The sequence below is a fragment of the Stieleria bergensis genome, from assembly GCA_007745635.1.
GTDB classification, from domain to species: Bacteria; Planctomycetota; Planctomycetia; order Pirellulales; family Pirellulaceae; genus Stieleria; species Stieleria bergensis.
Genome location: CP036272.1, coordinates 6165528 through 6179238 on the forward strand (window position 1 = coordinate 6165528; position 13711 = coordinate 6179238).

The following is a 13711-nucleotide window of genomic DNA, read 5'->3' on the forward strand; positions in this document are numbered from 1 at the left end:
TTGTGCCAGCCGCGTTTGCGCTGGCTGCGGAGAATTGCTTTAGAACGTCAAGACGTCATCATCGCGTGATGCCCTGGCAGTCGTTACTCGCCAAGGCCGACGATTTCTAACAGCTTTAGCGCGTTGGTTGTCGGGCTAACGCCCTGACGCATTTGGTAGTCGAAGGTCATCTCGTCGGCAGCACCCTCGCTACCGGGAACGATGGTTTCACGAAAATGCACGATGTGGGACATCGAGGCCAATTCTGGATCATCGGCAAGTTCAAGGTCATGGGTACTGATGGCCCCAATGGCTTGACAGCCCACCAGGTGACGCAGCACTTGCGCGACGGCAATCATGCGTTCACGAGAGTTCGTGCCTTGCAGGATTTCGTCCAGCAAGAAGAGCGAGGTCAGATCATTCCGATTGTCCAAGGCGCGCGCCTGATCGACAACGCCTTTCAGTCGATGCAATTCCGCCATATAGAACGAAACGCCTTCAGCTAGGTTATCTCGGACTCGAATACTGGTTGATAGCTCCGTCGAAGGCAGGCACAACTCATTCGCACAGACGGGTGCTCCCGTTCCAGCGAGTGCGACATTCAAGCCAACGCTACGCAGCATCGTGCTCTTGCCAGACATGTTGCTTCCGGTGACCAACAAGATCGTTCCCGTGGGACCGACTTGAACATCATTACAGACTCGGCTCTCATCGGTCAGCAAGGGATGCCCCAAACGCTGACTGGTGAACTTGACTTCAGCGTCCTGCTTGCCATCTGTCCAAGTTGGAAAACACCAATCGGGGTTTTCGTCTCGCAAGGCGGCCAAGGACATCAATGCTTCGAGCTTGCCAAAAGCAGTGAACCATTGAGCGATGAATTCCCGCTGCGTGGCTTTCCAGGCTTCCAGGCGTTTCAGGACGCGAACATCCCATAAGCCAAAGGCTTGCAAAGGCAAATACAAAAGGAATGTCGCGGCGCTGTTTCGCAGCGACCCCAGCCAGGCGACGCGTCCCAAGGAGCGCATCCCGGCAACCGCTGAATGCTTGGGGTCATGCACCAGTTGCTCGGTCAGTTCCTTGAGCAAAGGGTTCTTTTTGGTGTCAGGATCATCGTCCAGCCAAGCCGCTGCCTGGAACAGCTCTTCGTATTGAAATACCGAGTCGCGACTGGCCATCACGACGGCAAAGATCTGGTGTGCCGGTGAAAGCATCATGGTGGTGATCAAGAAGTTCACTCCAAGCAAGCCCATCAAGACCACCAAGGCACCTTGAGCGGCCGCAGCAGACAACCCGAACGCTTGCCAACCGACTGCAACCACGACGCAAGCCACTGCAAGCATCGCCGAAGCATTGGCCCAGTGCATCAACCAACTCCGTTTGGGCAACCAATCCTCTTCGTGACTCCACCGGACCAATTCCTCTGGTCCGCCACTGCCACCACCAACGGCCTGGGCTTGCGAATAGAACTCCAAGCGTTTCTCGCGTAGCTTTCCCAAACAGCGAATGGCTTGACTGCGCTGCTTGGCGAGAGTTGAGGTGGCGGGACCGGACAACCAGATGGCCAACTCCCTTGCCCCCACCGACGTGCCAGCCATGGAAACCAGCTGGAACAACGAACTGCGGCCGATCAGATCCAAGTCGTCTGCGACATCTTTCTGATGCTCGGTTAGCTCTAAACCGGTCAGCAACTTCCGTGTCGACTTCCAATCCAACGCCTCCCAGTCACGCTGACATCGGGCGACCAAGCGATCGCAGACGGCAACACGACGATCACATTGCTCCATGCGTTGGCGAAGGGGCTCGTTCAGCACAGCGGTCACAAAGAAAGCGACAAACAGGCCAGCGGCCAAACTCCAAGCCAATGCGCCAGCACTACTGAAGGCTGCTGTGCCGAACATGACCAAGGAAAACAGGAACAACGCCAATCGAACTTTGGCGAACACTCCATCACGCGCCTTCAATTCGGCCAGCTCAGCTGAAGCCGTTTCCAAGCGCTGTTGATACGACTGCAAGGCCGAAACACGTTGCGTTGGGGCCGCATCGGCGGCACCAGATTGATCCTGTGACATGATCACTTTATGAATAAAGACTATGTACGCCTGGCCAAGCGGCCACGAAATCCAGCCCCGGCATGCACCACCTTCATCGCAGTGCGATCTTGTAAGTTGGGCCGGAAAATGGTCAACAACAACAGAGGCAGGAACCAAGCGATAAACAACCCGCCACCGTATCCATGCCAGAACTGAACAGCCACCATCAACGCCGCCGAACAGCTAATCAGATTGCCCAAGTTCTTCGTCGCTGGCCAAATCGCGAATAAGAAACTTAAAATAATGAACCCGACAATCACCGGCAATCGCCATCGAGTATCCCAGCCCAAAACCCAGATGCCTCGCGGGTCAGCCGTCGGCCAGAACAAGCCAAACATCCAGCGCAGCTGCGTCCCCAAGGACTGCACACCACTGACGCTGAGCAATAACACCAACAAGGTCAACGTCACCAGGACCGCAACGCCAAACCGCTTTGCCCCACGCTGCCAGTAAAAGCTAAACCAAAGCGGCAACAGGAACAGCGGGTAGTAAACAAGGCCTGCAGCAAGCCCTAAAAAGACTCCGGCAACCACGGGGCGTCGATAACAAAGCACTGCCCAAGTCAACAGCGCAGCAGGCAGCGCATGATCCACTCGCCCTGTGTACTGCGCAGTGTAAGGCAGCATCAAATACAACAGCACACAACCGACGCCAGCACGAAGGTTGCCAAAGTGACGATTACCGATCAACACCAACGCCACCAGAATCGCCAGGTGGGCGGAAATGGAAAGCACTTTTGCCAAGATCGTTCGCGTCCGATGGGTCAAATCCATCTCTACTTCGGTCGCTTCATCGCTGCCGCCAACTGCGGGGCTGACCGGACGCGTGGAAATCGCCGGCAGCTGTCGCATCAACGCATAGCCTGGACCAAGCTCCGGCCCCTGCCACACCGTCATTCGCGGCGTACTGGTGGCAACATTGGCCATCATGAAAATGAACAACGAACTGCCGATGAAGTACAAGCCTCCGACCGTCAAGTTGGGATCGAGCAGAGGACGGCGAGTCATGATTGGATCGATCAGCAAACGGACCAAGATCAAGACTTCGACCAGAAACACGAACACAAACCCGGTGTGCTGAAGCGCCTTGGCTTGACGCTCCTGGGGTGATTCATCGCTGTTGGGATCAAGCGTCGTTTCTTCAAGACGCTCATCCAAGTCGTCGGGCTCGGCGGCCAACGGAATTTTCGTTTCCTCTTGAATCGTCGGTGGCTTGACCGGATCACCAACGTCGACCGACGGTTCACCAGCCCCCTGATTTTTGCCGCCCGACCCAGCGTTTCGGGTCCCAGCGCCGCCAGCTTTAACGCCATCTTGTTGACTGAGCGAGAACACATAGCGTGAACCTCGATCGGTCGTGCCAGAGCCTGCCGCTGAGGGCTTGTCTTCGGTAGCATCGTTGGATTGAAAGAGAAGACTCTGCAAGTCCTCTGCCGCCGAGTCTGGATTTTGATTCTCACCGTCGGGATCGGGCTGCAACACGCCGGGATCACCCAGCGGGCCAACATCATCATCTGGATCAACTCCTTCGACAAAGGCTGATTCAGCCTCCATGAGGCGCAGGTGTCGCCTCCGCCCCTCAACGACCATCAACAGTCCGGGAGCTAGCAGGATCAGCAACACGATGTCCAGATTCCGGACACTCCAGAATCGGTGGAAAACGAAGTACAAGCCGATCGTCAGCAGCGACGATAAGTACACCCAAGTGGTTGGGTCTGGCCGCCGGTAGTAAAGCAGGAACTCGCTCATAAATTTGCAGCGGCACCTACCGCTTGCCTTCCTGAAACCCGGTTAGATGAGTTGCGGCAAAAGTTGTTCCAATACATCATCTGTAGCATAAACTCGCCGTCCTGCTGTGAAAACCAGTCACGAAGCCACCGCCAAGGTGGGTCGCACACCCGCCAGCGCACTAATCCTGACGCTTGCACCGTTTGCAGGAGGCTAACCAACGCTGGCCACAACTCGCCACGCCTGCTCACTCAGACTGACAGGCAGTGCTCCGCAACGCCAGTTTCAACGGAAAAAGGGGCCTATCCGAGCCAGATCCGCCAACCGTCACCAGCGGAAAACTCGCTGTAATCTGTTGTTTCCAGCGTCGCCTACTGGCTTGATTCCCCCAGCACATCGGGCAAAGCGATCACCGCCACCCCCAATAAAAAAATACCGACACAACGAGCTTTGGCCCAATAATTGGCCTCGCTCAGCGCACGAGCCCCGAAAGCCAAGGCAATCACGACGCTGCAGCGACGCAAAACGGAAACGACTGAAACCATTGCCGTGGGATTCGCCAAGGCAACGAAATAGAACCAATCCGCGGTGATCAACAGCGGACTGATCAACAGAATCGACCAACGCCATTGAAAACCAGACGGCGAAAACTTGCTTGGCGAATCGGAGGGAACACTCGACGCCCCGTCACTGGCAGAGGGTTCGGGACCTAGCGCTTTATCCGTCGGCGTTTTGCCGGCCACCTGTTCGATCGCACGACCTGCCACTCGCCAACTGCGATACCACCACAACGCCGCCGGCACCATCACGGGAACCAAGTAAATCGAAAACCAGCTCTGCAGCGCGACCGGTGGAATCTGTTCGATCTGCAGCAACCACTTGTCGTAAATTGAACTCAATGCTCCGAGCAACGTGGCCACGATCATCAAGCCGACACCAAAATCGCGATGAAAGTGAATGCCTTCCTCTCGGCCTACCAACGTGAACCGCCAAAAGCCAAACATGACGATTGCCATCCCGGTCCACTGCAATCCGCTGGGACGTTCTCCCATCAACAGTGTCGCGATCGCGATGGTCCAAAAAGGACTGCTGGCGCGGATGGGAGCAGCGATCGACAATGGCAGTCGCTTCAAGGCAAAAAATGCAAACGTCCATGATGCACCGACAAGCATACTTTTCGCAATCACCAAACCGTGCCAGCGGGAAGACATTGGTTGCACGCGAAAGCTTGACCAGGGAATCGACTCGATGGACAACCAAGACCAGATCACCAGTGGCGTGTACAGCAGTGCTCCAAAAGAAACACTGACAAGCAACACTAACGGCACCACGTTCTGCTTGACTGAGACCTTTTTTGCGGCATCATAAAACCCCAACAGCAAGGCGGACAACAGACTTAACAACACCCAGCTCATGACAACTTGCCTCACCCAAGCAATATTCTAAACGGTCCGTGAATTGCCAACCGCTACCAGGACGCCAACCGCTTTCAGCCCCTTGGGGAACACAAGCATACCGAACGCTCAGAAACACCAAACCGGCTGAGCCTGTGAAAAGCGCGACTAACGCACTAGCGGCAGATTTGGTAAAAACAAACACCTCAATTGGATGGACAACTCAAAAGGAAGATGCAATGAAGATCGTGATTATCGGTGGGGTTGCTGGCGGTGCTTCGGCAGCCGCGCGCACCAGGCGACTTGATGACACTGCCGAAATCGTCTTGATTGAACGCGGTGGATTCCCATCGTTTGCGAACTGTGGAATGCCTTACTACGTCGGTGGAGTGATTCAGTCGCGAGACAAACTGCTCGTCGCCCCGGTACAAATGCTGCGCGAGCGACATCGCCTGGATGTAAGAACACGCAGTGAGGTCACCAGCATTGACCGTGAAGCACAAACCATCCAAGTGCGACAACTGGAATCCGGCGAGAGCTATTTCGAGAGCTACGACAAGCTCATCATCGCGACAGGAGCAAGCCCGATCACGCCGCCACTGCCCGGCATCGACAACCAGCGTGTGCTGCGTCTACGCAACCTGGACGACGCTGATGCCATGCATCGCATCGCAACCGCGGACGCTAAACGAGCGATCATCATCGGTGGTGGGTTCATCGGAGTCGAAGTGGCTGAGAACCTCGTGCATCGTGGCATCCAAACCACCCTGATTGAACGCGGCACTCAATTGCTTGGCCCTTGGGATCCAGAGATGGTCGTTCCCATCGAACAGGCTTTCAAAGAGAAAGGCATTGAACTGCTGTACAAAACCTCCGTCACGGGGTTTCAACCCTGCGAATCAGGTGTCAGCGTGCAGATCGAAAATCAGCCTTCGCGAGAAGCTGATTTTGTCGTGCTGTGCATCGGTGTCACACCGGAGAACAAACTGGCCAAGGAAGCTGGCCTGGACTGTGGACAACGCGGTGGCGTGATTGTAAATGCTCACATGCAAACCACTGACCCCAATATTTATGCCGTCGGTGACGTGGTCGAAGTCCACGACATCATCGGCGACTGCCCCACACAGATTCCGCTTGCCGGTCCCGCAAACCGACAAGGCCGCATTGCAGCCGATCACGCCTTGGGCCGACCCTCTCAATTCCGTGGTGTTCAAGGCACCAGTGTGGTTGGGGCCTTTGGAGTCTCCGCGGCAATGACCGGATGGAGCGAAAAACTCTTGCAGCGCAACAACGTGGATTATGAAAAGATCTACATCCACCCCGCCAATCATGCTGGCTACTATCCGGGAGCCGAAGGCATGACATTGAAACTGTTGTTCTCGACCAGCAATGGACGAATCTTTGGCGCTCAAGGCGTCGGCGGCAACGGAGTCGACAAACGCATCGATGTGATCTCGATGGCGATTCAAGCGAATCTAACCGTGGAAGACTTAGAAGAATCCGAACTGTGCTACGCACCTCAGTTTGGATCAGCCAAAGACCCCGTCAATATGCTTGGCTTTGTTGCCAGTGATGTCATGCGTGGCGACCAGCCCGTGACGCACGTCGACAGGTTGCTTGACGGCACTCCAGATGGCACATTCTTGCTAGACGTTCGATCTGTCCCCGAATTCCAGCGTGGCCATCTGCCCGGCGCGGTGAACATCCCGATTGAAGAATTAAGAGAACGACTGAGCGAGGTTCCCCAAGATCAGCAGATTGTCGCCTATTGCCAGGTCGGCATTCGCGGTTACCTGGCAACGCGCGTGCTGATGCAAAACGGATACAACGTCGCCAACCTCAGCGGTGGCTATAAACTCTGGCAACGCTACGGAATCGAACCCGCCGTCTGACCGGTGTTCGATCACGGGCATGGCGCTAACAAGACAGCACCAACACCGCACACTCGTGACACAAACGCACCCCACTGAAAGGCTGCCGGGAGACTGGGTGGGGGTGTACAGGCCGGAAAACCGCTCAAATAACGAACGCTGCGGGACCGTTTTCAAGTAAATGAAGGCATTGGCTACCGGATGTCTCGCTTGAAATCATTCGCTGTCAATTATACTTGAATGGCAAACCTGCCCCCTCCTTCTTCGCAAGTGCGACTCCGCCTTTGCGTCCCTCCTTTCCGCTTGACTGTATGCTTCGTTTCATCGCTTTCTTGGGCTTGTTGGCTTGGCCGTTCGCTGGGCAGGCCAGCGCCGTTGACTTTGCCCACCAAATTGTCCCGATTCTAAAAACCCACTGTGTTGAATGTCACGGTGGCGAAGAAGCCGAAGGTGGTTTCTCGCTCAATACACGCGAGCTGTTTCTGGAAAGTGATGCGGCCTTGCCTCGCAAAGCTGCAGAATCGCATTTCCTGCAACTGATTCAGTCCGATGATCCAGACGCGATGATGCCCCCAGCGGATCAACCGCGAGTGAGCGACGAACAATTCGCGTTGCTTAGCCAATGGGTGAATGAAGGCATGCGATGGGAGCCTGGTTTTTCATTTGGCAAACCCCGCTACCAGCCACCCTTTCGGCCTCGACGACCTGAACTGCCCCACACAACTGGCAATCCGCAGCACCCTGTGGATCGCTGGATCAATCACTACCTGGCCGAACATCAACGGCCCGCCCTGGAACCAGCCAGTGACTCCGTGTTTCTACGACGGGTGCACTTGGACTTGGTGGGCTTGATGCCAACGGCCGAACAAGCCCAAGCCTTCCTTGCGGACACGTCACCCGACAAACGGACCAAGCTGGTCGACCAACTGCTTGCCGACAACCTTGGCTACACCGAGCACTGGCTGACATTTTGGAACGACTTGCTGCGCAATGATTACGACGGCACGGGCTTCATCACCGGTGGGCGCACGCAGATCAGTCGCTGGCTGTACAACGCTTTGCTGGCCAACAAGCCATTCGACCAAATGGTGCGTGAACTGATCGCACCGCCGAACAAAGAAAGCGCTGGATTCATCAACGGCATCAAGTGGCGTGGAACAGTGAGCGCTGGTCAAACGCTGCCGATTCAGTTTTCCCAAAGTGTTTCTCAGTCGTTTCTGGGAATCAACATGAAATGCGCGTCCTGCCACGATAGCTTCATTGCGCGTTGGACGCTGAAGGACGCATACGGACTGGCAGCAATCTACAGTGATCAACCGCTGGAACTTCATCGCTGTGACAAACCCACAGGCCAAACGGCCCAAGCCAGTTGGCTGTTCCCCGAGATCGGCCAGATTGATCCACAAGCCAACAAGCAAGAACGCTTGCAGCAACTCGCCAACTTGATGGTGCACCCGGAAAACGGTCGCGTCCCGCGCACCATCGTCAATCGCCTTTGGGGCCAACTGATGGGCCGTGGAATCGTCCATCCACTGGACGCCATGCAAACAGAACCTTGGTATCCTGAATTGCTGGATTACCTGGCTGCCGACTTCCAAGACAATGGTTACGATCTCAAACGAACGATTCGCCTGATTGCGACTTCACAGGCCTACCAAAGCCGCAGTGAGTCGGTTCAGCAACCCGACGCGACTGTGTTTGAATTCCAAGGTCCCAATGCAAAACGCCTGACCGCTGAACAGTTCCGCGACATTGTTTGGCAGATCACCCAGAGCGCGCCGAGTTCACTTGACGCTCCCATTGAGCGTGGCATTGTGGCTCCGGAATTGGCCAAGGAACTCAGCTTTGCCAGTTCATGGATCTGGGGCAGTACCGTTGACAACGGTGCACCTGCGGCCGGCGAAAAGGTCCTGCTCTGGCGTTCGTTCCAGCTCAAGAAACCCATCGAGAAAGCAGTCTTGGTGGCTTCGGTCGACAACGCCTACACGCTTTACTTCAATGGCAAGAAAGCACTCAGCGGTGACAATTGGCAGCAACTTCAAGTCACCGATCTGACGAAGCAGGTCAAAGCCAGTGGCGAGAACCAGATCGTCATTGTCGCCGAGAACCAGGGTTCATCTCCGAACCTGGCGGCCGCCTTCTGCGCACTGTGGTTGAAACACCAGGACGGCTCCGTGGAACGCATCGCCACCGACGATAGCTGGTCGTCAAGTTTGAAGATTCCACCGGGAAGCGGCAAAAACAAATGGCAACCCAAGCTCGCTCAGCTAGAGGCCGAGCCAGCGCGCGTGCTTGATAGCTCGGTCTGGAAAAACAACATCGACCCGCAGATCGGTCCGGCCCTGGTCAAAGTTGCCACGGGGCAAGCGTTTCCGATTCGTGCTGCGTTGCTGAAAGCCGATGACTTCATGCGAACGCTGGGCCGGCCCAACCGCGACCAGATCGTCACCTCAAGGCCCAGCGAATTAACAACTCTCGAAGCACTCAGCTTGTCGACCAACGAAAAACTGATGGCAGAACTGCAACAAGGTGCTCAGCTGATGCTGGACCTTGAACTGCCCCCGAACCGATTGATCGATCACATTTACCTGACTGTCTTGACGCGTTATCCAACGGGTCAGGAAAAGCAATTGGTCGCCAGTCACATTGCCGATCAAGCGGACGTCAGTTCGATCAGCGATGTCATGTGGGCGCTCTTCATGTCACCCGAATTTCAAATGGTTCGCTAAGCAACGACCATTGCAGGAACAATTCCATGGATTTTGAAATCGATCCTCAAGCACCAGAAGCAATCGTTCGCCGTGACTTTGTCAAACGGTTGACCGCCGCTGGAGCTGCAGCGTTGGCATCTGGCGCTCCTCAGATGGTTTACGGTGACGGGCTCAAGCACCCCGAGGCCAAAGCAGATGCGTGCATCTTGCTGTGGATGGGTGGCGGCATGGCTGCCCCGGACACGTTTGACCCCAAACGCTATGCTCCGTTTAAAAATGGCATGGCCGTCAACGATGTGCTGAGCACGTTTCCTGCGATCCCAACAGCCGTTGAAGGAATCGAGATCTGCGAGGGACTGGAGAACATCGCCAAAGTCATGGATCGTGGCACCCTGATTCGGTCCGTCGTTCAACCTGACCTCGGCAGCATCCTGCACTCCCGTCACCAATATCACTGGCACACCGGCTACGTCCCTCCGCAAACAGTGGCTTGCCCGCACTTGGGATCCTGGTTGGCGCGAGTCCTGGGCCGTAACAACGAAGTCATGCCGGCCTTCATCAACATTGGCCAACGTCTGGAAGGCGTGGGTGAAAAGGAAGAGCTAAAGGCATTCACCACCGCTGGCTTCTTCGGCAGCGAGTATGGTCCCATGAACCTGCCATTTCCAGAACAGGCCGCCAGCGTTGTGCGACCTCCCGCGGGAATGAGCAACCAACGATTCTCCAATCGCGACAAACTGTTTCGATCGCTGGTCCAGGAAAGCTCGCTCAAAGAATACGCCAGCGATTATCAGCAGGAGTCCTTACTGCGTTCGATGGACAACGCCTATCGCTTGCTAAGTTCCAAAGAACGCGAAGCGTTTGACATCGGTCAAGAACCACCCGAAGTGCAAGCCATTTACAACACCAGTCGCTTTGGCCGTGGTTGTTTGCTGGCACGGCGCTTGGTGGAAAACGGCGCCCGATTCGTTGAAGTCACCACCGAGTACGTCCCCTTCCTGCACTGGGACACGCATGCCAACGGGCATGAAACAGTCAAGCGTCTGCACTCCGAAATCGACAAACCGATCGCTCAACTGGTGCTTGATCTGGAGCAGCGCAAACTACTCGACCGCACGCTTGTCATCATTGCATCTGAGTTTAGCCGTGACGCCATCGTCGAAGGCGTCCCTGGATCGATCGCAGCAGATCAAGCAACGCACAAGGTTGACAGGATCACCGAACCGAAGCACTACGGGCTACACCGGCACTTCACCGGCGGCACAAGCGTGATGATGTTTGGCGGTGGCGTTAAACAAGGCCATCTGTACGGCCGAACCGCTGAAGAACGACCGCTGGTTGCCGTCGAAAATCCAGTCACGATCACAGATCTGCACGCAACCATCATGACGGCAATGGGCGTCAGCCCCAAAACTCAATTCGACATCGAAGGTCGTCCGTTCTATGTCACTCAAGATGGAAAAGGGAAAAGTGTCAATGCAATCTTTGCATCATGATCGAGTGAAATCACTCATCACATCGTTCGTCGCATCGCTAATTCTATGGGTGTCACAGGCTGATGTTTGCGCTCAAGTGCAACCTTCTGAGCCACCACCAAACGTGATTTTGATGATGGCTGACGACATGGGTTTAGGGGACACGAGCGCCTACCAAGATTTCACTGGCAATCACGACGATGTCCAACTTGACACGCCCAACATGGAACGCTTGGCTCGGATGGGAGTTCGCTTCACCGATGCTCATACACCGTCTTCCCGTTGCTCTCCGACACGCTACGGGCTGCTGACAGGGCGATATCCATGGCGCAATCGATTGAAGCACTGGGTGCTGTTTGGCTCCCAAGGCGATCCAATGATTGAACCGGGGCGCCCCACCCTGGCAACGCTCTTTCGCGACCAAGGTTATGCGACCGGCATGGTCGGCAAATGGCATGTCGGCTTGCGTTATCGACGCAGTGATGGCTTACCTGCCTCTGGCTGGTCTGATGCTGACATCACACAACCACTGCATACCACGCCGTTAGATCATGGCTTTGACTATTGCCGATTCACCTCACGTTCCCATGGCACCTCCGGTCCAAACGTGGGCGTTTCTGCAACAAAGAAAGCCTCGAAAACAAAGAAGAACTCCGGCAAGATCAATGGTCCTCTTCAGAATGTAGGCCCCGGGCACATCCATGGCCGGATCGCCGTTGGCGCAACTGGCAATGGCAAGCAGCTTGTCAGCGAAGGACCGGATGCGTACGTCCACTCCAACCTAGGCAGTCGCCATTCAGACCATGCCATCGAATGGATTTCTGAACAGGTTCAATCTGCCAAACCGTTCTTTCTCTACTACCCGTCCAACTCCAATCATGGTCCCCATACTCCGGACGTCAGCATCGACGGCGTCCCTGTCCAGAGTGCGTCAAGAACCAAGTCTGGAAACAGCATGAATGCGCGGTACGACTACGTCTATGAAAACGATGTCGCACTGGGACGGCTCCTGGACTATCTCTCAGAGAACAACGACCCCAGGAATCCCGGGCAGAAGCTAATCGAAAACACCATCGTGATCTTTACGAGCGACAACGGGGCCGAGATCAATCAAAATGTCGCTTCGGGTCCTTTCCGATCCCACAAAGGCTCTACCTACGAAGGCGGCCATCGCGTGCCTTTTTTAGTCAGCTGGAAAGCGGGCAAGGTCGGCGATGGAGACGCCACCACTGCAGGGCAGGACAACGTCACACTTGTTGGACACTGTGACCTATTTGCGACCTTCGCGCAGATCATCAACGCCCCGCTGCCCAACCTCGCGGAAGGGGAAAAAGGAGCCGAGGACAGCTTCAGCGTCGTGACAGCATGGCAAGGCAATACCGTTCAGAAGCGACCGCCACTCTTCTTTCACGATCACAAAGAGTCCAAAACCGACCACGCAGTCAGCGCCTTTCGCCTCGATGATCCGGTCGTCGACGGCAAGAGCTTTCCCGGCCAGTGGAAACTTTTCTTTGATGCCCAGCTCCTAAGGCGAGGCGTCGCGAATCCCATCGAACTCTACGATTTGGCAACGGATCAACTGGAGCAAAACAATCGACTTGATGATAGTCGCCTGCAGCCGCTAATTGATCACCTCACCCAAATCGCAACACTGCACCGCAATAGCGGTGGACATCGCATGACAGAGTTTGCTCCGTCCCAACGCATTGTTCTCGATTGGACAGACACTGATTTTGCAAATCGGTTTGACGGCAAGCCAGCTGCCGGGCTCACCATTTCCCCTGATTCAGACACCGCCGTGACGGTTGAATTCAACGCCAGCCAGCATGGCAAACCGATTCCTTCGGCCCGCTTCGTTACCAACGTGCGCGGGCTCGGGATTGATGGACCCGGCAAGTTTGACCAAGTTGAATCCTCCGAAGCCATCTCGCTGAAATTTGATCGAGATGTGATCATCGACTCGGCCGGGCTGATTGCTGGCAACGGCCAGTGCGGAGGATTCTACCGTGTCGGTGATCATGCCCCTCTGGCAATCTACTGCATTGACGCAGCATTGGATGCCAATGACCAGTCAGGCGTGATCAGCGACGTCGGTGTCTTGAAGGCAGGAGAGTCTTTGATCCTGAGCAGCAGCCCTCATTATCAAACGGAACCGGCGGGCCAATGGCGTTTACAGTCGTTGACCTTTCGTGTGTTGCCCAAATAGAAAAGGCACCGCCTGTCACCTAAGGAATGGCTTCAGACGATCGCACGCACGCGAGCTGAGACAAATCGCACACGGCGCGCCTAATCGCGCACTAACCTCTCTCTAGCCGATCGCCCAGACGCTGCAGATGACCCAAGCGGGAGATTCGCCATCTCACTTCATGCGCGGCGATGCGATGAATTCCTTGGGCCTGTCAGCCAATGCGTGGCAATTCAATGCATCCGCTAGAATCGCGAACCGTCAGTCTTCGCATCGGCA

At 55.6% G+C, this 13711-nt stretch carries 7 protein-coding genes; 4 read left to right on the forward strand and 3 right to left on the reverse strand.

Translation table 11 applies throughout. From position 1 onward, the window contains the following. Positions 1 to 83: 83 nt before the first annotated feature. The 3 genes from SV7mr_RS21630 to SV7mr_RS21640 form a co-directional block, all read right to left on the reverse strand. Positions 84 to 2048: a MutS family DNA mismatch repair protein gene (locus SV7mr_RS21630; RefSeq protein WP_145276609.1), complete on the reverse strand. Its 1965-nt coding sequence runs from the start codon at positions 2046 to 2048 to the stop codon at positions 84 to 86. Positions 2049 to 2068: 20 nt separating this feature from the next. Next, complete coding sequence (locus tag SV7mr_RS21635) at positions 2069 to 3817, reverse strand: glycosyltransferase family 87 protein (RefSeq protein ID WP_145276611.1); 1749 nt, start codon at positions 3815 to 3817, stop codon at positions 2069 to 2071. 350 nt (positions 3818 to 4167) lie between these two features. Continuing rightward, positions 4168 to 5211, reverse strand: coding sequence for a DMT family transporter (locus SV7mr_RS21640; RefSeq protein WP_145276613.1), 1044 nt, complete (start codon positions 5209 to 5211; stop codon positions 4168 to 4170). Between the two features lie 218 nt (positions 5212 to 5429). On the opposite strand from SV7mr_RS21640, the gene SV7mr_RS21645 reads away from it, so the two are divergent. The 4 genes from SV7mr_RS21645 to SV7mr_RS21660 all read left to right on the forward strand — a co-directional run bounded on the left by SV7mr_RS21645 (position 5430) and on the right by SV7mr_RS21660 (position 13453). Then, positions 5430 to 7082, forward strand: a complete 1653-nt coding sequence (locus tag SV7mr_RS21645; RefSeq protein ID WP_145276615.1) for an FAD-dependent oxidoreductase — start codon at positions 5430 to 5432, stop codon at positions 7080 to 7082. A gap of 290 nt (positions 7083 to 7372) precedes the next feature. Beyond that, positions 7373 to 9790 (forward strand): DUF1549 domain-containing protein, encoded by a 2418-nt coding sequence (locus tag SV7mr_RS21650; RefSeq protein WP_145276617.1) that lies wholly within the window; start codon positions 7373 to 7375, stop codon positions 9788 to 9790. A 26-nt stretch (positions 9791 to 9816) separates the two neighbouring features. Then, the gene (locus SV7mr_RS21655) at positions 9817 to 11268 is read left to right on the forward strand and encodes a DUF1501 domain-containing protein (protein ID WP_145276619.1); all 1452 of its coding nucleotides are present in this window, start codon (positions 9817 to 9819) and stop codon (positions 11266 to 11268) included. Continuing rightward, entirely contained in the window at positions 11249 to 13453 is a 2205-nt protein-coding gene (locus SV7mr_RS21660) for a sulfatase family protein (protein WP_419187733.1), read from the forward strand. The genes SV7mr_RS21655 and SV7mr_RS21660 overlap by 20 nt, the downstream gene beginning before the upstream one ends. The last annotated feature ends 258 nt before the right edge of the window (positions 13454 to 13711 follow it).